The organism is Duganella sp. Leaf61, assembly GCF_001421905.1.
GTDB classification, from domain to species: Bacteria; Pseudomonadota; Gammaproteobacteria; order Burkholderiales; family Burkholderiaceae_D; genus Rugamonas; species Rugamonas zoogloeoides.
In genome coordinates this window covers 165,054-190,260 of sequence record NZ_LMLM01000001.1, presented here as the reverse complement: position 1 = coordinate 190,260, position 25,207 = coordinate 165,054, and the positions used below count along the sequence as shown (strand labels likewise).

Here is a 25,207-nt window from a genome sequence, read left to right as displayed (position 1 = left end):
CGAATTTTTAATTATTAGATGCAGAAAACAGAAGAGGAGACCGCGACAGCCGAAGGGCCGTTGGCCGTGCGCTGGCACCGGCTGCGCGCCGCCTATCGGGTCTGCAACGTGGCGACCCATCACGTTCTCGGTTTCACCGTCAAGCTGGCGCTGCTCGGCTATTTCGCGTTTGCCATCCTGTTCCTGGTGCTGCGCTACGCGGTGCTGCCCAATATCGAACATTACCGTGACGACATCGAACGCCTGGCCACCCGCGCCACCGGCAACCCCGTCACCATCGCCCGCATCGACGCTTCCTGGACCGGCTTCCGCCCCAGGTTGACGCTGGGCGACGTGGTGTTGCACGACCGCCAGGGCCGGGCCGCGTTGCGTCTGCCCGAAGTGGCAGCCACCATGTCGTGGATGACCGTGGTGACCGCCGAACCGCGCTTCCACGCCTTGTCGCTCAAGCAACCCGATCTTGACATCCGCCGCGCGGCCGACGGCAAGCTCTACGTGGCCGGCCTGTACCTCGACCCTGGCAAGCCGTCCGATGGCCGCGGCCTGGAATGGGTGCTGGCGCAGCGCGAAATCGTGATCCGCGACGGCCGCGTGCGCTGGACCGATGCCCAGCGCGGCGCCCCCACGCTGGCGCTCACGGGCGTCACCGTCCGCCTGCGCAACGAGTGGCTGCACCATCAACTCGCGCTCAAGGCCACGCCGCCGGCTGCGCTGGCCGGGCCGCTCGACGTGCGCGCCGATTTTGCCCACCCGGCGTTCGGCGCTCGCGTCTCGAATACCTCGATGTGGACCGGTGAGCTGTATGCCGACCTGCGTGACACCGACGTGGCAGCCTGGAAAGCCTGGCTCGATTTTCCGTTTGAACTGCACTCGGGCGGCGGTTCGCTGCGCACCTGGCTCAGCTTTGACCAGCAGCGCCTGACCGCCTTTACGGCCGACATCGGCCTGCGCGACGTGTCGGCCGTGCTGGCCAAGGATTTGCCGCTGCTCGATCTGCAACAGCTGACCGGGCGCATTGCCGCGCGCGAGGAGTTGCCGCCGCTGATCTCCGGCGGCGTCCGCCAGACCGGTGCCGCCAAATTCGGCGCCCGTGGCCACAGCCTCGAGATCACCAACCTGACCTTGACCACCAGCGATGGCCTGGTGATGGCGCCGACCTCGCTGTCGGAAAAATTCACCGCCGCTGCCGGCCCACGGCCGGAAAAATACGAGATACGCGCGCCACAGCTGGACCTGCGCACGCTGGCCGGCATTGCTTCGCGCCTGCCGCTCACGCCGCAGCAGCGCACCTTGCTGGCCGATACGGCGCCCAGCGGCCTGCTGCGCGATTTTTCCGCCGAGTGGCAGGGCAAGTTCCCGGCGCTGCAATCGTACCGGGTCAAGGGCGACCTGGTGGGCCTGGGCCTGAAACCGCAGCCAGCGCGCCTGGCCCAGCCGAAGAGCGGCAAAAACCCGGCCACGGCAGCGGTGCCGGCAATTCCCGGCTTCGACAATCTCACCGGCGCCATCGACGCCACCGACCGCGGCGGCAGTTTCAGCCTGGCGTCGCAACAGCTGGTGCTGCAACTGCCCGGTTATTTCACCGACCCGGCCATGCCGTTCGACCGCCTCAACCTCAAGGCCAGCTGGTCGTTCGAGGACAAGGACCAGTTGCTGCTCAAGATAGACAGCATGGATTTCCTGCAGGAGGGCTTGTCCGGTACCTTGCGCGGCAGTCACACCATGCCGCTGTCGGGCAAGGGCGCCGGCCAGGTCGATCTGACCGGCACGCTTGACGGTTTCCAGGTCAACCGCATCAACCGCTACCTGCCGCTGCAGACTCCGCACGAGCTGTACGCGTGGCTGACCGGCGCGCTCGAGGGCGGCACCGCCAGCGATGTCAGCGTGCGGGTGCGCGGCGACCTCGCGCATTTTCCGTTCCAGGGCGAGCACGCGCCGCACGGCGAATTCAAGGTGGCCGGCAAGCTCACCGAGGGCAAACTGAATTACGCCCCCGGGCATTACCTGCGCGGTGGAAAAGAATTGGGCAAGGACGGCCAGCCGCTGCCCGAGTGGCCGCAGGCCGAGCACATCAGGGGCAGCTTCGTGTTCGAGCGCGGCCGCATGGAGATACGCGGCGATACGGCCACCACGGCCGGCGTGGCGCTCACCAATGTCAAGGCGGTGATCCCCGATTTGACGATCCACGATTCGATGCTGGAAATCGACGGCAATGCCGCCGGGCCGATGCAGGAATTCCTCAAGTACGTCGAGCATAGCCCGGTGCTGGAATGGATTTCGCATTTCACCGAAGACACCGAAGCGACCGGCAACGCCACGCTGGCGCTCAAGCTGCGCCTGCCGCTGGCGCACCTGCTCGATGCCAAGGTGGACGGTACGCTGCAACTCAATAACAACGACATCGTGCTGTTGCAGGACTTGCCGGTGGTGCAGGCGGCGCAAGGCAAGATCGAGTTCAACGAGCGCGGTGTCAACCTCAACCAGCTGTCCGGCATCTTCCTCGACGGCCCCGTCTCGATTACCGGCGGCACCCAGCGCGACAACGCCATCGTCATCAAGCTTGGCGGCATGCTCACTGCCGACGGCTTCCGCAAGACCTATCAAGCGCCGGTGATGCAACGCCTGGCCAGCCATTTTTCGGGCACCGCCCGGTACACCGGCACGGTCACGGTGCGCGACCATCAATTGGTGGTCGCGGTCGATTCCAACCTGTCCGGGCTGGCGCTGGACTTGCCCGCGCCGGTCGCCAAGTCGGCGCTCGACACCATGCCGCTGCGCTTTGTGCTCAACAGCGGGCTGACACCCGATGCGGGCGGCGCGCTACATGACGATATCCGCATCGCGCTCGGTTCCGGCATTGCCGCCCATTACCAGCGCCAGAAGACCGTCACGGCCAGCGGCAAAACGCCTTGGCAACTGGTGCGCGGCGGCATCGGCATCAACACCCCGGCGCCCGAGCCGGAGAGCGGGCTCACACTCAACATCAACCTGCCCGTGTTCAATGCCGACGCCTGGCTCGACTTCGGCAAGGCGGTTGCCGGCGAGGGACCAAACAACAGCACCGCCGCCGCCTTCACTGGCGACGCCGACAGCGCCGATTTCAGCCAGTACGTGGTGCCGGACGCGATTGCCGCGCGCACCGGCGAACTGCTGATCGGCGCGCGCAAGCTGGAAAACGTGGTGGTCGGCGTCACGCGCCATAAAAGCATCTGGCAAGCCAATATCGATTCCACCCAGGCCAACGGCCACCTGACCTGGAGCGAGCCGTCCACCGGCCACGGCCTGGGCAAGGTGACGGCGCGCCTGTCGTCGCTGGTGATTCCCGCCTCGGCCTCGAACGACGTGGCCGACCTGTTGGATGGCAAGAGTAGTGCTGCCGCCACCATTCCGGCGCTGGACATCAAGATCGACCGTTTTGAATTGTTCAACAAGCCGCTGGGCGAGCTCGACCTGCAAGCGAGCAATGTGCAACTGCCCGATTCGCGCGTGTGGCGCATCAGCAAGCTCTCGCTGGCCAATGCCGACGGCGAACTGACCGGCACCGGCAAATGGACCACGCGCGGCAATGCCCACACCACCGACCTCAATTTCAACCTCGACATCATCGACGCTGGCAAGCTGCTCGACCGCTTCGGCTTTGTCGGCACGGTGCGCAATGGCAAGGGCTCGCTCAAGGGCGATATCGCCTGGAACGGCTTGCCGTACGCGATGGACTTGCCGAGCCTGTCGGGCCAGATCGTCATGAATGTCGAAAAGGGCCAGTTCATCAAGCAGGACCCGGGCGCCGCCAAGCTGCTGGGAGTGCTCAGCCTGCAAGCGTTGCCGCGCCTGCTCAAGCTCGATTTCCACGACGTCTTTTCCGAAGGGCTGGCGTTCGACGGCCTGACCGCCAACGCCGCCATCGAGCGCGGCATCGTGCGCACCGAGAACCTGAAAATGCACGGCATGGCCGCCACCGTGCTGATGGACGGTAGCGCCGACATTGCCAACGAACTGACCAATCTGCGCGTGGTGGTGATCCCGCAAGTGAACCTCGGCACGGCGCCGCTGGTGTATGCGCTGGCCGTCAATCCCGTCATCGGTTTGGGCAGTTTTCTGGCGCAATTATTCCTCAGTGCCCCCGTGATGAAGGCATTGACCTATCATATGCAGGTGACCGGGCCGTGGAAGGCGCCGGTTGTCACCAAGCTCGACGCCGCCAAGGCTGATCCGCCGGCTGCCAGGAGCACACAATAGACAAAACAGGGAGACTTGCCATGCGCCATACCGTCGCCGCCATCCAGATGATTTCCTCGCCGTCCGTACCGGACAATATCGCCACCGCCGACCGCCTGGTACGCCAGGCCGCCGCCGGCGGCGCGCAACTGGTGCTGCTGCCCGAGTACTGGGCCATCATGGGCATCAACGATGCCGACAAGGTGGCCGTGGCCGAGCCGCTGGGCCAGGGCCCGATCCAGGACTTCATGGCCGGCCTGGCGAAGGAGCTTGGCATCTGGCTGATCGGCGGCACCCTGCCGCTGGCCTCAAGTGATCCGCTCAAGGTGGTCAACACCACGCTGGTGTACAACCCGCAGGGCGAATCGGCCGGGCGCTACGACAAGATCCACCTGTTCGGCTTCAGCCAGGGTACCGAGTCGTACAACGAATCGAAGACCATTGTGCCCGGTAAAGACCTCGGCGTGCTCGAGGCGCCGTTTGGCAAGGTAGGCATGTCGGTGTGCTACGACCTGCGCTTCCCCGAGCTGTTCCGCGCCATGGGCCCAGTCTCTCTGATCGTGCTGCCGGCCGCATTTACCTATACCACCGGCCAGGCCCACTGGGAAATCCTGCTGCGCGCGCGTGCGATCGAAAACCAGTGCTATGTGCTGGCCGCCGCGCAAGGCGGCATGCACCCGAACGGCCGCCGTACCTGGGGCCACAGCATGCTGATCGACCCGTGGGGTACCGTGAAATCGGTGCTGGCCGAAGGCGAGGGCGTGGTGACCGGCGAGATCGACCCTGCCTTCATGGAAGGCGTGCGCCAGAGCTTGCCGGCGCTGAAGCACCGAACGATGTAGCACTGAGCATGTAATACCTTTTGAGTACGAGAACCATCATGAAGCCATTCGAAGCCAACCTCTCCACCCTCGCGGTCGCCCGCGACATCCTGCTTACGCCGTTCGGCCTGGACGAGGACAAGCTGCTGAAAACCTTGGGGTCGATGTTTACCCACAAGGTCGATTATGCCGACCTGTATTTCCAGTTCACCAAGAGCGAGGGCTGGAGCCTGGAGGAGGGCATCGTCAAGACCGGCAGCTTCGCCATCGACCAGGGCGTCGGTGTGCGCGCTGTTTCAGGCGACAAGACGGCGTTCTCGTACTCGGACGATATTTCGGAAATCGCGCTGCGCGAGGCGGCGGCTGCCACCCGTACGATTGCCCGTGCGGGCAACGGCAAGATCAAGGTGGCCGGCGCCATCACGCCGGTGGGCGGACGGGCACTGTACCTGCCGCACGATCCGCTCGCTTCGCTCGATGCGACGGCCAAGGTGGCGCTGCTCGAACGCGTCGAAAAGATGGCGCGCGCGCGCGATCCGCGCGTGGTGCAGGTGATGGCGGGCCTGGCCGGCGAATACGACGTGGTGCTGGTCGCGCGCAGCGACGGCGTGCTGGCAGCCGACATCCGGCCGCTGGTGCGGCTGTCGCTGACCGTGATCGTCGAGCAGAACGGCCGCCGCGAAACCGGTTCGTCGGGCGGCGGTGGGCGCTACAGCTATGGCTACTTCAGCGATGCACTGCTGGCATCGTATGCGGCCGAAGCGGTCGATGCGGCCGTGGTCAACCTCGATGCGCGCCCGGCGCCGGCCGGTCCCATGACCGTGGTGCTGGGACCGGGCTGGCCCGGCATCCTGCTGCACGAAGCGATCGGCCACGGCCTCGAGGGCGACTTCAATCGCAAGGGTTCTTCGACGTTCTCGGGCATGATCGGCGAGCGCGTGGCGGCCAAGGGCGTCACCGTGGTGGACGACGGCACCTTGCCCGATCGCCGCGGCTCGCTCAACATCGACGACGAGGGCAATCCCACCCAGTGCACCACGCTGATCGAGGACGGCATCCTGACCGGCTACATCCAGGACACCATGAACGCGCGCCTGATGAAGATGCCGGTGACAGGCAACGCCCGCCGCGAATCGTTTGCCCACCTGCCCATGCCGCGCATGACCAACACCTATATGCTCGGCGGCGACAAGGACCCGGGCGAAATCCTGGCATCGGTAAAAAACGGTTTATATGCGGTCAATTTCGGCGGCGGCCAGGTCGATATCACCAATGGCAAGTTCGTGTTCTCGGCCAGCGAGGCCTACATGATCGAAAACGGCAAGGTGACTTACCCGGTCAAGGGCGCCACGCTAATCGGCAACGGTCCCGATGTGCTCAATCGGGTGTCGATGATCGGCAACGACATGCGGCTCGATCCCGGCGTGGGCGTGTGCGGCAAGGAAGGGCAGAGCGTGCCGGTGGGCGTGGGGCAGCCAACCTTGCGGATCGACGGCGTCACCGTCGGCGGCACGGCGTAAAAATGAAAAACCCGGCGCTGCCGGGTTTTTGGTTTTAGAACTTGTACGTCGCCTTCACATAAAACGTGCGGCCCAGCGGGTCCGTGTAGCGGGGATCGTAACCGCTCTGGAACGTCGTGCCCTGGTTGGTGTACGGTGGATTGGTGTCAAACAGGTTTTTCACGCCCACCGTCAGGTCGGTGTTCTTGAAGCCGGCGTAGCTGCCCGACAGCGAAAACGTCGAATACGCGCGCACCTTGTGCTTGTATTCGTCATCGACGTCGTTCTGGTCCACGTAGCCACTCAGGAACTTGTTCGACAGGCTGGCGCTCCACGCACCTTTTTTCCAGTTGATGGTGGCGTTGTGCTTCCAGCGGAACACCGGGTTGTCGTCGCCGTACACGCCCACGTTTTCCACAAAGGCGCCGCCGGCCTCGTTCTGGTACTTGTAGCTGTTGACCCAGGTGCCGTCGAACACAAAGGCGAAGTCGCCGGCCGCGCTGCGCGGCAGTTTCCAGCGCAAGGTGGCGTCGATGCCGGACGTGTGGACTTCGCCGAGGTTGTCGAGCACGGCATTCACGTATTGCAGCGTCTTACCATCGGCCGAGTACACGAAGTAGCTGGCGTACTTGTCGTAATCGTTGAAGATCGTGGTCTCCGACACCGTGCCGATCTTGTTGCGGATCTTGATGTTGAAGTAGTCGAGCGACACGCTGACCGCGTTGCTCGGCTCGAAGACGGCGCCCAGCGCAAAGGTCTTCGATTTCTCGGGTTTGAGGTTGAGGTTGCCGCCGCTGCGGATGTACTGCTGCTGGTTGCAGGCCACGTTGGGGTTGGCGCCGGCCACCACCGTGCCCCCCGGGCACAGTACCGGATCGTCATACGAATTGCCGGTAAAGGTGGATGTAGCCGGACCGTGCAGGTCGTACAGCGTTGGCGCGCGGAAGCCGGTGTTGTACGAGGTGCGCAGCATGATCTGCTTGCTTGGCTGCCAGCGCAGGCCGATCTTCGGATTGAAGCTGCCACCGACATCGTTGTAGTGGTCGTAGCGGGCCGCCAGCGACAGTTCCACGTTCCTGGCCAGCGGCGCGCTCAGCTCCGAGTACAGCGCGGCGATATTGCGCTGGCCCGACTGGTCCTGGGCGTCCGCATAGCCGGAGCTCGATGCCTGCGACGCCAGCTCGGTATTGACGTCGTAGGTGGCCTTGTCGTGGCGGAATTCGGTGCCCACCGCAACGCCGACCGAGCCGGCCGGCAGCGTGAAGATTTCGCGGCTCACCTTGGCATCGACGCCGATGCTGGTCATGCGCGCCGACAGGTACTCGCCGCGCAGCTGGGCGGAATCGAGATACGCGGCGCCGTCGGTCGATTGCTCGCCGAACGGATTCAGGATGCCATTGAGTACGCCGGCTTTCATCAGCGTGTCGTTGGTGTACCCCTCGACAAACGCGCTGGTGGCCTTGCTGGTGGCATAGGTCAGGCCCACGTTGTAGTCCCAGCCGGCCACCAGGCCTTCGGAACCGAGCACCAGGCGGTCGGAGATGCTGGTGTCGTAACCGACGCGGTTGCCGGCGGCCACGGTGCGCCAGTTGACGGTCAGGTCTTCACCCGTGAGGCCGGCCACGGCCGGTACGCCGGCGCTGCCGCCCGGATAGTAGGGGCTGCTGGACGTCATGGTGATGCCGGTCAGCGGCGACGGTGCGATGCTGCTGCTGTTGGTGCTGCGGCTGTGCAGGTATTCGACCGTGCCCAGGTTTTCGCCGCCCAGTTTAAACGTGGCCTTGCCGAGGAACGACTCCTGCTGGGTCTTCGGTATCGACTGGATGTAGGCGGTGGTATCGGTGCGGCAGGTGCCGTTGGCAGCAGCGATCAGCCCCTTGCCCACGCAGCCGCTGGCGTAATAAGGGTTGCCGGTGATGCCGTTATCGGAGAAGAAATTGCCCGGCTGCGAGGTGCCGCTGCTGTTGTTGATGCCACGGTCGGGGCGCACGCTGGTGCTGGAAAAATCGCGTTCCACGGCCGACAGCGCGGTCTGCTTGTGCAAGTCCACCACGCCGAAGAAGTTGTAGCCATCCTTGTCGAGGTCGCCGAAGCCGCCCGACAGGTTCAGGCGCGATTCGCCTCCCGAGCCGCTCGCTTGCGGCTGGTAGCGCTCCACGCTGACGGTGGCGCCTTGTACTTCGCGCTTGGTGATGAAGTTGATCACGCCGCCGATGGCGTCGGTGCCGTAGATGGCCGAGGCGCCGTCGCGCAGCACTTCCACGCGTTCGAGCGCGGACAGCGGAATGATGTTCAGGTCCACGCTGGAACCGTTGAACGGATGGTTGGCGATGCGGCGGCCGTTGAGCAGCACCAGCGTCTTGTTGCTGCCCAGGCCGCGCAAGTCGGCGGTGGCAATGCCGCCGGTGCCGGAACCGACCGACTGGCTGCTGGTCGTTGAACTCTGGTTCATCGAGATGGTGTTGAGCACCTCGGCTGCTGTCGTCAGGCCCTGCTTGACGAAGTCGCTGGCCTTGATCGACGTGATCGGCAGCGCCGTTTCGCTGGCCAGGCGCTTGATGCTCGAACCGGTCACTTCCACGCGCTGGATCGCAGCGTCGTCGGTGCCGGTTTGCGCCATGGCGCCATGCATGCCGGTTGCCAGGGTACCGGCAAACACCAGGCGCAGGGCCCGGGACATCGCTCTTTCCGATGTTTTATTGATCGTCATTGTTATCACTCCTGCTGTGCATTGGTATGGGTGGGTTTGTCGTGCAGACAGTCCATCAGATCATCCGGGCGCAGGTGGAAACAATGCGGTTTGAATAAGTATGCGGATTACCAACAGTCACGAACCATCACAACTGTAAAGATGGTTTTCTGCGTTAAATGGGAGGTGTCGCCCCGCAGGCCGCATGTCGTCGTCTTACATCTGGACACATAGCGCGTGATGTAAAGAGAAATGGGCGGGTGTAAATTTTTGTAGGGAAGGGCTTGCCAACTGCGTATTGATCGGCGTATAGTCAATCCACTATCTACCCATCACACCCCGAATTCGTTGCCATGACCTGCTTCTTCTTTACCGGCTACTTTTACTTTAGCAATTCCAACCCAGAGGCGGTGGAGTAGCGGCCGGTGCACGTAGCAGTAAAACGAGTTCCAGCAAATCCTGAAAAAACCGCCTCCACAGGCGGTTTTTTTTCACCTCGACTTTTTTGAAACAATGGAGAACAGCATGCCCCGCACCGATGATTTACGTATCCGCGAAATGAAGGAATTGACGCCACCGTCCCACCTGATTCGCGAGTATGCGTGCACGGAGACGGCCGCCAACACGGCAGCGGCTGCGCGCATCGCGCTGCACCGCATCCTGCACGGCCAGGACGACCGCCTGATGGTGGTAGTGGGCCCGTGCTCGATCCACGACACGAAAGCGGCGATGGAATACGCGCACCGCCTGGTGCAGCTGCGTAACGAACTCAAAGGTGACCTCGAAATCGTCATGCGCGTGTACTTCGAAAAGCCGCGCACGACCGTGGGCTGGAAGGGCCTGATCAACGATCCGTTCATGGACAGCAGCTTCCGCATCAATGACGGCCTGCGCATGGCGCGCGAGCTGCTGCGCGATATCAACGAACTGGGCCTGCCGGCCGGTACCGAGTACCTCGACGTGATCAGCCCGCAATACATCGCCGACCTGATCAGCTGGGGCGCGATCGGCGCCCGCACCACCGAGTCGCAGGTGCACCGCGAGCTGGCGTCCGGCCTGTCCTGTCCGGTCGGTTTCAAGAACGGTACTGACGGCAACGTCAAGATCGCGGTCGATGCGATCAAGGCCGCGTCGCAGCCACACCATTTCCTGTCAGTGACCAAGGGCGGCCACTCGGCCATCGTGTCCACTGCCGGCAACGAGGACTGCCACATCATCCTGCGTGGCGGCAAGGCGCCCAACTACGACGCCGCCAGCGTCGATGAAGCGTGCAAGGTGATCGGCGCGCAAGGCCTGGCGCCGCGCGTGATGATCGACGCCTCGCACGCCAACAGTTCCAAAAAGCCGGAAAACCAGGTGCCGGTCTGCGCCGACATCGCCGGCCAGGTGGCCGTCGGCGACACCCGCATCGTGGGCGTGATGGTGGAATCGCACCTGGTAGGCGGCCGCCAGGACCTCGAACCGGGCAAGGAGCTGACCTACGGCCAGTCCGTGACCGACGGCTGCATCGACTGGGACAGCAGCGTGCAGGTGCTGCAAGGCCTGGCCGCCGCTGTACGCCAGCGCCGCCTGGCAACGCAGGCGGCGGAGGCTGCTTCCAAATAAAGCTGTTTTAAAAAGTGTAGCTGCCGCGTACGTAGAGTGCGCGGCCGACCGGATCCGTGTAGCGCGGATCGTAGCCTTTCTGGAACAGCGTGCCCTGGTTCGAGAACGGCGGTTCCTTGTCCAGCAGGTTCTTCACGCCAGCCGTCAGCGACAGACCGGTGAAGCCGGTGTACGTGCCTGACAGATTCCACAGGCTGTACGACGGCACGCGGTTTAAAAACGCGTCCTCGATGTCGAGGTTCTGATCGATGTAGCCGGACTTGTACGACTGTGCCAGGGTGGCGCTCCAGTTGGCCAGGCGCCAGTTCAGCGCGGCGTTGTGCTTCCAGCGAAATACCGGGTTGTTGGCGGCGTAGCGGGCCACGTTCTGGGTGTAGGCGCCGCCGACCTCGTCCTGGTATTCATACTTGTGGACCCAGGTGCCATCGACGGTCAGGGTCAGGTTGCCATAGGTGCTGGCGCCAGAGCGCAGCGTCAGACTCAGATCGACGCCGTCGGTGTTGACCTTGCCCAGGTTTTCCTTCAAGTCGAGGATTGCGTTTGGCGTGCCGTCGGCGTTGCGCAGGAAGCGCTCGCGGTATTTTTCGAAGTTGCCGTAAATGACTTCCTCGGGCAGGGCATTGATCTTGTCCTTCAGGCGAATATTGAAGTAATCGGCCGACAAGGTCAGTTGCGACACCGGTTCGAGCACCACGCCAAAGGCAAAGGTTTTCGATTTTTCCGGCTTCAGCGCAGGGTTGCCGCCTTGCAGCTTGTACTGTTGCAGGTCGCAGTCGCGCAGCGGATTGGCGATCGGGCTGTTGGAGATGTTTCCGCCCGGGCACAGGATCGGATCGTTGTACGAGTTATTGGTATCGTTGCGCGAGAGCGGGGCGTTCTTTTCAAACAGCGTCGGTGCGCGGAAGCCGGTCGAGGCCGAACCGCGCAGCAGCAACTGCCTGGTTGGCTGGAAGCGCACGCCGATTTTCGGGTTGGTGGTGTTGCCGGCGTCACTGTACTTGTCGTACCGCGTGGCCAGTTGCACCTCCAGGTCTTGCAGCAGCGGCAGGTTCAGCTCGCCAAAGATGGCCTTGATGGTGCGCGAGCCGTCGGTCGATTGCGAGCCGGACAGGCCCGAGCTGGCAGCCTGGCCGGCGATGTCGCGGTTGACGAAGAAATCCGCTTCCTCGCGGCGCAGTTCGCCGCCGATGGCCACTGCTGCCTTGCCGCCGCGCATATCCCACAGTTCGCGGCTGGCCTTGGCGTCGATGCCGGTGTTGCGGGTTTTTCCTTTTTGCACCTGGCCGCGCAGCGCGGTGCTTTCCAAATACGCCTTGCCGGCGGCGTCCTGTGCCGCGAACGGGTTGAGGATACCGTTGCGCACACCTGCCGCGAACGATTCGTCGCGTACATAGCCGCCGGTGAAATATTCCGCCGAACGGCTTTCCGACAGCGTGAAGCCGGTCTTGTAATCCCAGCCGCCCAGCAAGCCTTCGACCGAGATGGAGAGGCGGTCGGCCTGGCCCTTGGAAACGATCTCGCGCTGGCCCGCCTCGGTGGGGCGCCAGTTCACCGACAGCGGCTGGCCCGACAGCCCCGGCATGGCCGGCGTGCCGCCCGCGTTACCCGGGTAGTATTTGCTGGTGTTGGGCAGGATCAGATTGGCCTGCGGTGGCGGCGCGGTGTGCGACAGCACGTCGTTTTCCGCGTGCAGGTACTCGACCGAGGCCTGGTGGTCGTTATTGATCTTGAATGTGGCCTTGCCGAAGAAGGTTTTTTGTTCCTGTTCTGGCAGGTTGTCGATTTGCCGGGTGTAGTCCTGGCGGCAGGTGCCGTTGCTGGCGCGCGGCACCGACAGCGGGGCATCGCAACCGGTGGCAAAGCCGGGATTGCCAGTGGCGCCCGAACCGGGATCGAAGTAGTTGCCGGGGAACGTGGTGCCGGAAGTGAGGTTCAGGCCGCGCGAAGGAATGATGCCGGTCTTGGAAAACTCGCGCATTTGCGAGTTGAGGATATCGGTCTTGTGATAATCGAACACGCCGAACACGTTGTAGCCGTCTGCTTCCAGGTCGCCGAAGCCGCTCGAGATATTGAAGCGCTTTTCGTCGGCGCCCGGCTTGCGCGGGGCAATCGCTTCGGCAGTGAAGGTGGTGGTCTTGACGTTGCGTTTGGTGATGAAGTTGATCACGCCGCCGATGGCATCGGTGCCGTAGATGGCCGAGGCGCCGTCGCGCAGCACTTCCACGCGCTCCAGGGCCGTGACGGGAATGATGTTGAGGTCCACGCTGGCGCCATCGTACGGGTGGTTGGCGATGCGGCGGCCATTGAGCAGCACCAGGGTCTTGTCGCCACCGAGGCCGCGCAAGTCGGCGCTGGCCTGGCCGCCGGTGGGCAGGCCCGAGCTGTTGCCGCCGACGGCGTTGCCGGCGCTGAAACTCGAGCTGTTCGACGGTATGCGATCGAGCACTTCCTGGGCCGTGGTCAGTCCTTGCTTGACGAAGTCGTCGGCGCGGAACACGGTGAGCGGATTGGCCGTTTCCGACACCAGCCGCTTGATCGACGAGCCGGTCACTTCCACGCGCTGCATGGGCGCATCGGTTGTTTGCGCCTGCGCTGCGTTGATTGCTGCCAACCCCAGCAGGGCGCCAGTACTGCCGATGCGGATGCTTCTTGCCATGACTTTCACCACCATGATTTCACTCTCCCAAATGAACGCTGCAGTTTTTAGTTGACTTCGACGCGCGATCACGTGAAACGTGATGCACGCACCCCATCAAATCATCGGCATGAAATTACTGTCAACATTGAAAATTTTGTAATTTCATGCAGCCGGCAGCTTTGTGCATTGGTCGCCAGAAGTCCGCAGTTTGCCAAGACAGACGTATATTCGGTGTTGCTCAAATCAAGCAGTGGGAAAGATGGTGCCGCAGCGCAATTGGCTGCGTAACATACGACAAGACTGTGGTCGTAGCGCTACAGTGCGGAGTAACCGATCCGCATGAAACAAATGCAATAGTGTAGAGGGGCGGGTGACTTTTTTGCCACAGAAAAGCATTGTCCTTGGCATACTTGCCATCGACCGCCGGGAGCCGGATCAGCAGTCGGTGCCGCACAGCTTCATGGTCATATTGCCAAGGTACTGTTCAGGACGCAGCTTGACTGCTGGCGCCAGCGTGACTTTTCCGCTGTCTGCTTCGCTCAGTGCCGGCGCCAGATGAACCCGGCCATTGTCGCTGACCTTGGCGTACATCACGCCGGTGGCGGCGAGACCGCCAGTCTCCACGGCGGGAACTGCACCGATCGCGCTCTCGAGCGGCGCGTCAAGCGTGTGGGCCGACAGGTTCGACACCTCGCCGCCCTCGACCACACAACCAGAGACTGCGGACGCGATAATCACGATTGCTGCCCAGTGTTGATAGCGCATGTTGAATTCCCCTTGTTTTGATTTCAAAAAAATAATATTAATTTAGTTAAAGCAAACCCATCAATTCAAAATTACAGTTTATGTTAGGTAGCGAACACAACTGTTGGTTAACAGGGCCAGATCGGTTTGTGATTGTTGCGAAAAGGAGTTATGTACAAAAAAAGCCGGGCCGCTATGGAGGCGGCCCGGCTTGTTATTACGCTGCGTACCTTACTTGAGATTGACCGCTACAGTGGCATCGGCACTCTGAATGTACAGCACACCATTCTGGCTGATCGACAACAGGCCGGCCATCGGGTAGCTCCATACCGTCTTGCGGGTCACCTTGTCGATCGCGTAGGTGACGCGGTTGGTGCTGACGAACAGCAGGTTTTTGGTCACCACTGCCGGGCCGTAGAACGACGACTCGGTGTTCAGTTGTGGTGTCCACGACCACTGCAGTGCGCCATCGGCTTCGGCGCGTGCTTCCACCCGGAAGGGATTGGTGTTGAGCGCGTACAGCACGCCGGCGGAGTAGGCCGGCGAGATGCCGTAGCTGCCGGTCACACGCCAATCGATGAAGCTCTTGGCGATGTCGAACCGGGTCAGGCTATAGCTGGTAACACCGCTGCTGCTGTTGTAGTTGCCGGTTGTGGCATACACGCCATTGGCGCCGATGACGGGCGCACCGCTGCCTTGGCTGTACAAATTGTTGCTGCTGTCGCGGATGGTGGCCAGGCGCTCGCCGGTTTTGGGTTTGAAGACCACGATCGCATCGCCGGTGTACAGGTACACGCCGTTGGCGTCGGCGGCCGGCGCCCATTGCGATGCTGCCGAGCCGGCGGTGGTATTGAACAGCGTTTCGCCGGTGGTGCTGTAGCCATACAGGCCGACATACGAACCGCCGTTGGTATAAATCACGCCACCCTGCACAACCGGCGAGGACAGCCGGTCATAGATCGAGCCCACGCGCGCACGGAACTGCACCGTGCCGGTGGCTGCGTCGAATGCGAACATATAGTTGGCGTCGGACTGGCTGCCGACGGCATACACCACGCCATTGGCGACTGCCGGCGGATTGACCGGGTAATAGGAGCTGTTGTTGAAGTCGTATTTCCAGGCGCGGCTGCCGTCGGTTTCCTTGTAGGCATAGAGCGAGGTGGCGTCGGTCGTGTACAGCAGGCCGTTGGCGGTGACCTGTGGCGCCACCGTGCTGCCGTTCGAGCTGGCAGGGGTGCCTGTCAGGCCGCGTTTCCAGCGCAGGGCGATCTGGTCAGGCTTGATCTCGACCGGCACGTAGCCGGTGTGGGCGCTGTTGCCCTGGAAGGTGGACCAGTCGCCGGCGCCGGTCATCGCCGACAGCGCAGTGAGGTTGTCGCCAGGCCAGGCCGTCTCTGTACCGACGATGGTGATGTCGTAGGGCACGCTGATGGATGCGACAGCTTGCGCGGTCGTGCATGCCTGGTCGCTGCACAGCTTGATGGTGGCATTGCCCTTGTAGCGTCCCGGCGCCACGCCGGTGGCGGTGTCGAGCGAGAACGTGTACAGGCCGCTGGCGCCTGCCGTGACTTGTACTGGTGCTTGCAGCACACCGGCGGCGTCGCTGGCGCTGGCGTACACGGTGCCGGTCGGCGTGAAATTGGCGGCCTGGGCCGTCACCACCAGGTTGACGCCGACATTGCTGGCCATCACGCGCGCGAGCGTACCCGACTGTACAGTCATGGTCGCCACGACCGGCGGTGCCGTCGGTGCTGTCGGCGTCGTTGGCGCCGGTGTTGTCGAGTCACTGCCGCCCCCGCCGCAAGCGGCGAGAATTAATGTGGCGAGCAGGCCGCCCGTCCAACCTGCACTTCTCCAACCCTGGGACATGATTTTTTTCCTAATTATATAAAGGGTAATATTTTATCGTGGAAAAATGCTATTCCAAATAGCAATGCATAAAAAAGCCGGGCCGCTGTTCAGCAGGCCCGGCTTTGTTGTATTAAACCGTCAGACGCTTAGAAGAACTTGTAGCTGGCGCCCAGTTTCATGTAGCGGCCAATGGCGCCTGAAGCGTCCATCGGGTTGTAGCTCATGCCGCCGTAGGTTTGTGGATCGAGCGGTGCCATCTTGTCGAGCACGTTGTTCATCGACGCGAACAGGGTCAGCTGCTTGCTGATGTTGTAGCGGGTCGACAGGTCCAGCGTGGTGAACGACGCGATTTCGCACTTGGCGTTCGGGGCTTTGGCGCCGCTCACCAGGGTGTTGGCGCACAGGGCGCCGGCATACGCCGTGTTGTCCATCTTGCTGCGGTAGTTGACGTTGCCGGTGACGTTCAGGTCACCCAGATCCCACGAGGCGTTCAGGTTCACCTTGTTTTTCGGCGTACCGGCGCAGTTCGACGTATCGCAGTTGCCGTGGGTACCAGCGTACTGGTAACGCACGGTGGCCGACTCGTTACGTACCCATGAAGCGACGTGGGTCATGTTCAGGCCGATGACGGCGCGACCATATGCGCCCAGGCGCAGGCGCTGCTTGATGTCCAGGTCGATACCGCTGACTTCGGTGAAGCTCGAGTTGCGGTAAGGCGCCTGCGTCAGCACCAGGGTACCGGTGTTCGGAATCGCCGCGCCGTTGACTACCAGGTTGTTGTCGTTACGCACTGCGGTCGGCAGGGCGGCAGCTTGGTCGTACGGCAGCGAGTTGATTTCGTTGGTACGCTTGATTTTCCAGGCGTCCAGCGACAGGCTCGTGCCTTCCAGCGGATCCCAGACCAGGCCCAGGGTTTTGCCTTTCGATTCTTCCGGTTTCAGGTTCGGGTCACCGACTTTGACGGCCGCGATGGTGATCGCGCAATCGGTCGAGGTGGCGCCGCCAGCTGCTGGCACGCCGCCCGGGCAGCGCACCGGATCACGTACCGGCGCCGAGCCGGTCGATTGCGAACCGACGTTGCTCTCGGCCGCGCCGGGAGCACGGAAGCCCTCGGTGTAGGTACCGCGCAGGGCGAAGGTCTTGACCGGGGTCCACTTGATGCCGGCTTTCGGCGTGGATGAGCTGAAGCGGTCGTACTTGTCGTAACGCAGCGCGGCCGACAGTTCCACGGTTTTCACGATCGGCGCCAGGATCTCGGCAAACACCGCCTTGACTTTCGAGTCGCCGAAGGCGGCCACGTAGTTCGAGTTGATGGTGCCGTCTTCCGAACCCGACAGCGATGGGTTGCGCAGTTGTTCCTTGCGGTATTCGCCGCCCAGGGCCAGGCCCATTTTGCCGCCTGGCAGCTCGAACAGTTCACGCGATGCCTTGAAGTCGACGATGTCGAGCTTGGTGGTGGACACCGAGGTGGCGTTCACGCGCAGCGCTGCGTACAGCGAGGCCGGGTTGCGGTAAGCCTGATCGCCGATGTAGTACGGGAAGTAACGCGAGGTCGGGTCGCTCAGGGCCGAACGCAGCACGTTCATATTGATCATGTTGCTGTAGCCCAGGTCCAGCGACGACTCGGAATGGGTGTAGCCGGCGTCGTAGTCCCAGCCTGCGGCCGAGCCTTTGATGCCGATGACGGCGCGCTTGAATTCGTTATTGGCGCTGCGGGTGCTGGCGCCGACATCGAAGGCCGAGTAGCGCAGGCGGGTGGCCACGCCGTACGGGTTTTGCGGGTGGCTTGCAGCCAGCAGAGCAAGGTTGCCGTAGTTGATGAAGCCTTGCGGGTTGGCGGCGTTGGCCGGGAACGCCACGGTCGGCGTGACGTTCGCCGGGATCATCATGAACGACGTGTCGCGCTTCGAGTAACCGAGCTCGGCGTATGCCTGGGTGTCGTCGTTGATCTGCCAGGTACCACGGGTGTACAGGTTGATCGATTCGATTTCCGGTTGCATGTCGCGGAACTGGTCGTTATGCCACAGGCAGCCGCCGCCCGAACCGGTCTGGTCGGTGGTAGCGGACAGCGTCGAGCAGCCCGGCAGCGACACATAGTTGTTGGTCAATGGATTGCGGATCGAACCGGTCGGGCTTGGGCTGGCGGTATTGGCGCCGGCGATGTAGCCAGCGGCGAACTGGGTGCCGACCGGGTAGCCGTAAGGACGCAGGTCCGACTTGCCGATGTAGCCGCGGTCCTTGCGGTCGCTGTTTTTCAGGCTGTCAGCCTGGAAGTATTCGGCGTTGAACACGACGTTGAACTTGTCTTCGTCAAGGTTGCCCTTGCCCCAGGTGACCGAAGCCTTGTTCTGCTTGGCATCGCTGTAGCGCGAGAAGCCGGTGTCGGCCTTCATTTGCAGACCGGTGAAGTCCTTGCGCAGGATGATGTTGACCACGCCGGCGATCGCGTCAGCGCCGTAGGTGGACGATGCACCGTCCTTGAGGATTTCGATCCGCTCGACGATCTGCATCGGGATGGTCGAGATGTCGGTAAAGCTCTTCTGGCCGTCATCGGCGCGGGCGAACGGCGCCATGCGGCGGCCGTTGAGCAGCACCAGGGTGGAGGTTGCACCCAGGCCGCGCAGCGAGATCGCGGTGGAGCCGGCGGCGAAACCATTGCCGAAGCCGGTAGGCAGCGAGCCGGCGCCGTCGGCGGTCAGGGTTTGCAGGTATTCCGACACGGTGCCCTTGCCAGATTTCATCAGGTCTTCGCTGGTGATCACTTGTACCGGTGACGCGGTTTCGGCAGTTGCGCGCTTGATGCTCGAACCGGTGATTTCCACGCGCTGAATAGGCGCAGCAGCTTGTGCATCATTGTTTTGCGCCATCGCTGGCGTTGCCAGCAAAGTTGCGGCAGCGACGCTGCCCGAGAACATCAGGCGAACCGAACGGGACATTACTCTTTCCATCATCATGCTGAAATCTCTCCACTGGACTGGCTTTTTTACTGGTTGAACCGTCTGGCATGGGCGCGTGGCCGCACGCCTGCGTTCGCTGTTGGGGAAGGATCTGGCCTCCTTGCTTTTTATAAAAACATTTCATCAGTACCATGTCAATGTGACCAGTTCTGCCCGGACAGCTGCTTGATCAAAGCAAAACGTCACTTGCCGACTCTGCTAAAAGGCGGAATAGGATGCATTTATGGAAGAGATCATCGCGCTACATGCGGATAACGTCGTCAAAGATGGTAGTAAATTCAAATTCCAAATATCAAGAAATCAACGGTGCAAAATATGGAAAAAGTCAGCAAATCCCTGTAAATTAAACTGTAATAATTGTGATCCATGTGACTTTTTGACGACAAAAATGTATTTGCGGCGGCGAATGTTTGTTTGCCTTGCGGAAAAATGTGACCAGATTGCGCGCGGATAGGCATGCGGTTTTTACGTTAAGATATCTGTATGCCGAACTTTATCCACCTGCTGCAAGAATATGGCGTGCTGATCGTGTTTGCGATCGTACTGATCGAGCAAATCGGCCTGCCGATTCCCGCCTATCCCATCCTGATCGTTGCTGGCGCCCTGTCCGTCGATGGCGATTTCAGCTGGCCTGCCGTGCTGGCGGTGGCCGTGTGCGCGTGCCTGCTCAGCGACGGTTTCTGGTTCCGCATGGGACGCGTGTATGGCAAGCGCATTCTCAAGCTGCTGTGCCGCATTTCGCTCTCGCCCGATTATTGCGTGAGCCAGACCGAGGACAGCTTTACGCGCTGGGGCCCGCGCATGCTGATCGTCTCCAAGTTCATTCCCGGTTTTAACACCATTGCCGCGCCGCTGTCGGGAGCGATGGGCGTACACAGCCGCACCTTTGTCGGCTACAGCATGCTGGGCGCCACCTTGTGGGCTGGTACCGGCATCGCCATTGGCGCCTTCTTCCACGCCAGCATTGATTCCGTGCTGACCGCCCTGAGCACCATGGGCAGTACCGCGCTGGCCGTGCTGCTGATCTTGCTGGCGCTGTTCATCGGCTACAAGTACATCGAGCGCAAGCGCTTCCGCCAGTCGGTGCAGATCGACCGCGTGACCATCGACGAAATCAAGCAGTTGCTCGAACAGGGCGCGGCGCCGGTCCTGGTCGATGCCCGCAGCGTGACGGCGCAACTGCTGGAGCCGGCCGTGCCGGGCGCGTTGCTGTTCAATGGCGGCCAGCCGGCGCCGGACCTGATCGCAGTGGGCCGCGACCGCCACGTGATCGTCTATTGCAGCTGCCCCAACGACGTTACGGCCGCCCAGGTGGCCAAGGAGCTCAAGCAGCACGGCTTCACCATGGCCCGTCCCCTGCATGGCGGGCTCGATGCCTGGAATGCCGCCTTTGGCGTGCGGCCCGTGGTCGATGACGAGACCACCACGGCATCGGCATAAGCCGCATTGCTCTGGTAGTCATACTACGAGGAAAAACAGCGCAAGTGCGGGAAGTGCACAGTTGCTTGTACTAAAACTACAAACCGCTTGCCAGTCTTGGTAAAAATACCTTAAGCTTAGGCTTCAACTATTTTTCATCGACCATGACAGCTACTCCATCGCCATCCTCCCCGATCAACGACTTCCCAGGCGGACCGCGTCTGCTGGCGGATGTCGGCGGCACCAATGCGCGCTTCGCGCTGGAAACCGCCCCGGGCAAGATCGTGGCGATCGACGTGTTGCCATGTGCCGAATACCCGACCCTGGCGGCTGCCCTGTTGTCCTACCTCGGTTCGCCCGTGGTGGCCGAGGCCGGTGGGGCAGGCGCTGGCGGCATCCGCCACGGCGCCATCGCGATTGCCAACCCGGTCACCGGCGACATGGTGCGCATGACCAACCATCACTGGGCGTTTTCGATCGAAGCGCTGCGCCGCGAAGTCGATTTCGACACTTTGCTGGTAGTAAATGACTTCACGGCGCTGGCCAGTGCGCTGCCATTCCTGTCAGCCGAGCAAAAGCGCCAGGTGGGCGGCGGGACTGCCGTGGCGGGCACGCCGCTGGGCCTGATCGGCGCCGGTACCGGCCTTGGGGTGTCGGGCCTGATTCCCGGCAAGGATGGCTGGACCGCACTGCTGAGCGAAGGCGGTCATGTCACCTTTGCGCCTGCCAATCCGGTTGAAGTGGCAATCCTGCAATATGCCTGGACCGAATTCGAGCATGTTTCGGCCGAGCGCCTGATGTCGGGCGCCGGTATCGAACTGATTTACCGCGCTCTGGCAAAACGGCATGGCGTGAAGGCCGAACCGCTGGTCGCCGCCGACATTTCGCGCCGCGCCCTGTCCGGTGAGTGCGCCTTGTGCGACGAAGTGATCGAAGTGTTTTGCTGCATGCTGGGTACCATCGCCAGCAACCTGGTGGTCACGCTGGGGGCGCAGGGCGGTATTTATATCGGCGGCGGCATCGTGCCGAAACTCGGTGACCGCTTCAACCGCTCCGGTTTCCGCAACCGTTTCGAGCACAAGGGCAGGTTCTTCCAGTACCTGGCGCAAGTGCCTACCTGGGTGATTACGGCAGAGTATCCGGCCTTCGTTGGTGTATCCGCAATCTTGTCAGAAAGACTTGCCTCCGTGTAAGTCACGTTACATTTCGCTGCAGCGAATGCGCGTTTTATGCTTTTATCAGGTACAATTCACTTAGTTGGATGAAACGTCCTGGATAGGTCATGCTTGTTTTCGCTCGAAAACGGTGCCGCGATTCTGGTGTTTCATGAAATGCGATCGCTTCGGCGGTAGCGGCAATTCCCTCTCTCCCGCCAGGCGACTCGCCTCGGCCGGAAAAACAGCTTCAGCGACTACTCCGGCAGGCGGCATCTTGAATGCAGCGCCTACCTCAACGACTCACTGAATGTAATTGATGTCATTCTGTGCATGTGTATGCATGCAGCCATAAGATTGCTATGGATAATGCTGAGGCCAAAAAAGTCCTCGAAACCGCCTTGTTATGCGCCCGTGAGCCGTTGACCATCCACAGTCTGAAAAAGCTGTTTGTCGACGAGGAGCAACCGCCGGGCGAACACGACGCCGTGGTCGGCGCCGAACAGATCAGGGAATTGCTGGAAGAGCTGGGCCGCGACTGGGCCGGCAAGGGAGTGGAAGTGGTCAGCCTGTCGAGTGGCTGGCGGTTCCAGAGCCGTCCCGAGATGAAACATTATCTCGACCGGCTCAGCCCTGAAAAGCCGCCGCGCTACTCGCGGGCCACGCTGGAAACGCTGGCCATCATCGCCTACCGCCAGCCTGTCACGCGCGGCGATATCGAGGAAATTCGCGGCGTTGCCGTGAACTCGCAGACGATCAAGATGCTGGAAGACCGTGGTTGGGTTGATGTGGTGGGCCACCGCGACGTGGTGGGCCGGCCTTCGTTGTTGGGCACCACGCGCCAGTTTCTCGATGATCTGGGGTTGAATTCCCTGTCCCAGTTACCGCCGTTGCAGCAAATCAGTGAATCGCAGGGTAGTGGTCCCGATATGGCGGCGCTGGAAGCGGCCCTGCAGCAGAATTTTGAAAAAGCCGCGCACGGCGACCGTGTCGCGCAAGCAGACGATGGCACGGAGGTGCCGGTGGCTATAGCAGCCGCGACTAGCCCGGACTCCGGCCAAGAAGTTAATCAAGATCCTGTGCATCGTCCCGATGTCACGGTCGATGAGCACAAGCAAGAAACGAATAATGAACAATCCTAAATCCCCAGAGACAGTCAACGACGCCGCCGAAGTAGCGGTCGCCAAGCCCAAGCGCCGCACCAAGGCCCAGATCGCAGCGGAAAGCGGCGGCGTTGCCGATGCGGCCCCGGTTGCTGCCGTGGCGAGCGATGCCGCGCCGGCCGCCAAGCCGAAGCGCAAGCCTAAGGCTGATGCGCCCGCCGAAGCTGCCGCGCCGGCAGTGGTCGAGGCAGTTGTCGCCGATGCTGCGCCGGTCGCCGTGAAAAAGCCGCGCGCCAAGCCGGCTGCCAAGGTTGCTGTTGAGGCGACTGCTGCTCCTGCCGCCGCAGCCGCACCTGCCGTTGCTACTTCTGCGCCTGCCGCTGCCGTCGCGCCTGCTGCCGCCGCTGCGCCAGCTGCTGCCGCGCCTGCTTCCGGCCGCGCCGCCGGTGCTGCTGCCACTGCTGCGCCTGCTTCCGACCGCGCCGCCAGTGCTGCTGCTGACGCGCCAGCCAAGCCGGCCCGTGCGCCGCGCGCCCGCAAAGCCGTGGCCGACGCCGCCGCTTCCGCCGCCGCCCAGCCGGCCGAGGCGCCAGCTGCCGAAGCTGCCGCCGGCGACGCAGCGCCTGCCGATGGCGTACCGCGCATCGACCGTGGCCAGCGTCCGCGCGGCCCGCGCCAGATGCGCGAGCAGCGCGCCGTGCGCGAAGCACTGATGCCGAAAGTGGAAGCGGTGGAAGCTGCTCCTGTCGCGGCAGTGGAAGGTGCTGCGGGTACTGATGGTGCCGAGGGCGCGGCGGAAGCACGTCAGCCGAACGAGCGCGGCCAGCGCAACGGCCGCCAGGGTGGCCAGGGCGGCGCTCAAGCCGGCCAGCCACGCAATGGCAAAAACGGCAAAGGCAAGAATGCCAAAGGCCGTGGTCAGCCCGGCGACAAGCCGAGCGACGCCGATGCCGTGTTCTCGTTCGTCACGTCCGACGCCTTTGACAGCGAAGAGGGTGGCCGTGGCCGCCAGCCGCAAAAAGCGGCGCGCCGCGATCTGACCGCCGACGACGACGCACCGAAGCTGCACAAGGTGCTGGCCGAAGCCGGTCTCGGCTCGCGCCGCGACATGGAAGACCTGATCGTTGCCGGCCGCGTGTCGGTCAACGGCGAGCCGGCCCACATTGGCCAGCGCATCCTGCCGACCGACGCAGTCCGCATCAACGGCAAGCTGATCCAGCGCCGCGTGAGCAAGAAACCGCCGCGCGTGCTGGTGTACCACAAGCCGGCCGGCGAGATCGTCTCGACCGACGATCCGGAAGGCCGCCCATCAGTGTTCTCGCGCCTGCCGACCATGAAGGCCGGCAAATGGCTGGCCGTCGGCCGCCTCGACTTCAACACCGAAGGCTTGCTGCTGTTTACCACGTCCGGTGACCTGGCCAACCGCCTGATGCACCCGCGCTACGGTATCGACCGCGAATACGCGGTGCGCACCCTGGGCGTGCTGGAAGAAGGCATGCGTCAAAAGCTGCTGGCCGGTGTCGAGCTCGAAGACGGCCTGGCGCAGTTCTCGAAAATCGCCGACGGTGGCGGCGAGGGCATCAACAAGTGGTACCGCGTGATCATCGGCGAAGGCCGTAACCGCGAAGTGCGCCGCATGTTCGAAGCGATCGGTCTGACCGTGTCGCGCCTGATCCGTACCCGCTACGGCGCCATGACCCTGCCAAGCAGCCTGAAACGCGGCCGCTGGGAAGAGCTGGAAGAAAACCAGGTGCGCGACATGCTGGCCGTGTACGGCGTCGAGAAAAAAGGCGGCGCCGACGGTGTGGCTGCTGCCGCGCCTGCGCGCGCCGGCAAGGGCCCGCAAGCCAAGCCGGCCCAGAACAAGGGACCGGAAAAGCGTCCGCAACGTGGCCGGGCAGAATACGACGACCGTGATGACGACGACGAGGACGACATCGACGAACCGAACTTCAACCGCGCCGATGTCAGCAATGACAACGCGCTGCCATTCGCCAAGCCGCCACGCGGCCAGGGCCGTGGTCAGGGCGGCTTCGGTGGCGGCCAGGGCCGTCCGAACGGCGGTGGTCAGGGTCGTGGCGCAGCCGGCGGCCAGGGCGGCTTCGGCGGTCAGGGTGGTGGTGGTCAGGGTGGCCGCGCAGGCGGCGGCAATGGTCGTACCGGCGGTGCCCAGGGTTCGGGCCGTCCCGGCGGCCGTCCGCAGGGTATCGGTGCTTACGCTGGCGGTCGTCCGCTCGGCGATGCCGCGCCGGCGCGTGCCAGCGGTCCGCGTCCGCAAGGGCAGGGCGGCCAGGGTGGCCAGGGACGTGGCCAGCAGGCCAAGCCGGCCAACAAAGGCCCGCGCCAGCCCGATCCCTTGCAAACCACGTTTGGTTTCGGCAACAGCAGCGGCGCACCGCGTCGCGGTCAGCAGCAGCCACGTGGCGGCGCCAGCGACCACGGCATGCCGCGTCGTCGCAAGGGTTAATCCCGCGCCCGTTGCAGGGTTGTTTTTACCCGCAAAAGCCCTATT

General features: G+C 62.9%; 13 protein-coding genes. 8 read left to right on the top strand and 5 right to left on the bottom strand.

Annotated elements, in window-relative coordinates; all coding sequences use genetic code 11:
* Window positions 1-18 precede the first annotated feature (18 nt).
* Genes ASF04_RS00810 through tldD form a run of 3 tightly spaced genes read left to right on the top strand, consistent with a single transcriptional unit; the run spans window position 19 to window position 6,556 of the window.
* Entirely contained in the window at window positions 19-4,236 is a 4,218-nt protein-coding gene (locus ASF04_RS00810) for a YhdP family protein (protein WP_056137487.1), read from the top strand.
* A gap of 20 nt (window positions 4,237-4,256) precedes the next feature.
* Entirely contained in the window at window positions 4,257-5,057 is an 801-nt protein-coding gene (locus tag ASF04_RS00805) for a carbon-nitrogen hydrolase family protein (RefSeq protein WP_056137486.1), read from the top strand.
* A gap of 38 nt (window positions 5,058-5,095) precedes the next feature.
* The gene (gene tldD / locus ASF04_RS00800; RefSeq protein WP_056137485.1) at window positions 5,096-6,556 is read left to right on the top strand and encodes a metalloprotease TldD; all 1,461 of its coding nucleotides are present in this window, start codon (window positions 5,096-5,098) and stop codon (window positions 6,554-6,556) included.
* A gap of 34 nt (window positions 6,557-6,590) precedes the next feature.
* On the opposite strand, the gene ASF04_RS00795 is transcribed toward tldD, so the two are convergent.
* Window positions 6,591-9,215: a TonB-dependent receptor gene (locus tag ASF04_RS00795; RefSeq protein ID WP_056137484.1), complete on the bottom strand. Its 2,625-nt coding sequence runs from the start codon at window positions 9,213-9,215 to the stop codon at window positions 6,591-6,593.
* Between the two features lie 534 nt (window positions 9,216-9,749).
* On the opposite strand from ASF04_RS00795, the gene aroG reads away from it, so the two are divergent.
* The gene (aroG, locus tag ASF04_RS00790) at window positions 9,750-10,829 is read left to right on the top strand and encodes a 3-deoxy-7-phosphoheptulonate synthase AroG (protein ID WP_056138354.1); all 1,080 of its coding nucleotides are present in this window, start codon (window positions 9,750-9,752) and stop codon (window positions 10,827-10,829) included.
* Window positions 10,830-10,836: 7 nt separating this feature from the next.
* Here aroG and ASF04_RS00785 read toward each other — a convergent pair whose 3' ends face one another.
* The 4 genes from ASF04_RS00785 to ASF04_RS00770 all read right to left on the bottom strand — a co-directional run bounded on the left by ASF04_RS00785 (window position 10,837) and on the right by ASF04_RS00770 (window position 18,998).
* Window positions 10,837-13,485, bottom strand: a complete 2,649-nt coding sequence (locus tag ASF04_RS00785) for a TonB-dependent receptor (protein WP_229204875.1) — start codon at window positions 13,483-13,485, stop codon at window positions 10,837-10,839.
* Window positions 13,486-13,902: 417 nt separating this feature from the next.
* On the bottom strand, window positions 13,903-14,232 hold the full coding sequence (locus tag ASF04_RS00780; RefSeq protein WP_056137482.1) for a hypothetical protein: 330 nt from the start codon (window positions 14,230-14,232) through the stop codon (window positions 13,903-13,905).
* Between the two features lie 210 nt (window positions 14,233-14,442).
* Entirely contained in the window at window positions 14,443-15,933 is a 1,491-nt protein-coding gene (locus tag ASF04_RS00775; protein ID WP_056137481.1) for a PQQ-binding-like beta-propeller repeat protein, read from the bottom strand.
* A gap of 275 nt (window positions 15,934-16,208) precedes the next feature.
* Window positions 16,209-18,998 (bottom strand): TonB-dependent receptor, encoded by a 2,790-nt coding sequence (locus ASF04_RS00770; RefSeq protein ID WP_229204874.1) that lies wholly within the window; start codon window positions 18,996-18,998, stop codon window positions 16,209-16,211.
* 504 nt (window positions 18,999-19,502) lie between these two features.
* On the opposite strand from ASF04_RS00770, the gene ASF04_RS00765 reads away from it, so the two are divergent.
* The 4 genes from ASF04_RS00765 (at window position 19,503) to ASF04_RS00750 (ending at window position 25,162) form a co-directional block, all read left to right on the top strand.
* On the top strand, window positions 19,503-20,459 hold the full coding sequence (locus tag ASF04_RS00765) for a VTT domain-containing protein (protein WP_056137480.1): 957 nt from the start codon (window positions 19,503-19,505) through the stop codon (window positions 20,457-20,459).
* Window positions 20,460-20,602: 143 nt separating this feature from the next.
* Window positions 20,603-21,631, top strand: a complete 1,029-nt coding sequence (locus ASF04_RS00760; RefSeq protein WP_056137479.1) for a glucokinase — start codon at window positions 20,603-20,605, stop codon at window positions 21,629-21,631.
* A gap of 323 nt (window positions 21,632-21,954) precedes the next feature.
* On the top strand, window positions 21,955-22,734 hold the full coding sequence (scpB, locus tag ASF04_RS00755) for an SMC-Scp complex subunit ScpB (RefSeq protein ID WP_019921607.1): 780 nt from the start codon (window positions 21,955-21,957) through the stop codon (window positions 22,732-22,734).
* The gene (locus ASF04_RS00750; protein WP_056137478.1) at window positions 22,721-25,162 is read left to right on the top strand and encodes a pseudouridine synthase; all 2,442 of its coding nucleotides are present in this window, start codon (window positions 22,721-22,723) and stop codon (window positions 25,160-25,162) included. Before scpB ends, ASF04_RS00750 begins: the two co-directional genes overlap by 14 nt.
* Window positions 25,163-25,207 lie beyond the last annotated feature (45 nt).

Bases quoted from the DNA above. Each gene is read 5' to 3' on its own strand.
- ASF04_RS00810 (WP_056137487.1), top strand. From the start codon at position 19: ATGCAGAAAACAGAAGAGGAGACCGCGACAGCCGAAGGGCCGTTGGCC.
- ASF04_RS00805 (WP_056137486.1), top strand. From the start codon at position 4,257: ATGCGCCATACCGTCGCCGCCATCCAGATGATTTCCTCGCCGTCCGTA.
- tldD (WP_056137485.1), top strand. From the start codon at position 5,096: ATGAAGCCATTCGAAGCCAACCTCTCCACCCTCGCGGTCGCCCGCGAC.
- ASF04_RS00795 (WP_056137484.1), bottom strand. From the start codon at position 9,215: ATGTCCCGGGCCCTGCGCCTGGTGTTTGCCGGTACCCTGGCAACCGGC.
- aroG (WP_056138354.1), top strand. From the start codon at position 9,750: ATGCCCCGCACCGATGATTTACGTATCCGCGAAATGAAGGAATTGACG.
- ASF04_RS00785 (WP_229204875.1), bottom strand. From the start codon at position 13,485: ATGGCAAGAAGCATCCGCATCGGCAGTACTGGCGCCCTGCTGGGGTTG.
- ASF04_RS00780 (WP_056137482.1), bottom strand. From the start codon at position 14,232: ATGCGCTATCAACACTGGGCAGCAATCGTGATTATCGCGTCCGCAGTC.
- ASF04_RS00775 (WP_056137481.1), bottom strand. From the start codon at position 15,933: ATGACTGTACAGTCGGGTACGCTCGCGCGCGTGATGGCCAGCAATGTC.
- ASF04_RS00770 (WP_229204874.1), bottom strand. From the start codon at position 18,998: ATGTCCCGTTCGGTTCGCCTGATGTTCTCGGGCAGCGTCGCTGCCGCA.
- ASF04_RS00765 (WP_056137480.1), top strand. From the start codon at position 19,503: ATGCCGAACTTTATCCACCTGCTGCAAGAATATGGCGTGCTGATCGTG.
- ASF04_RS00760 (WP_056137479.1), top strand. From the start codon at position 20,603: ATGACAGCTACTCCATCGCCATCCTCCCCGATCAACGACTTCCCAGGC.
- scpB (WP_019921607.1), top strand. From the start codon at position 21,955: ATGGATAATGCTGAGGCCAAAAAAGTCCTCGAAACCGCCTTGTTATGC.
- ASF04_RS00750 (WP_056137478.1), top strand. From the start codon at position 22,721: ATGAACAATCCTAAATCCCCAGAGACAGTCAACGACGCCGCCGAAGTA.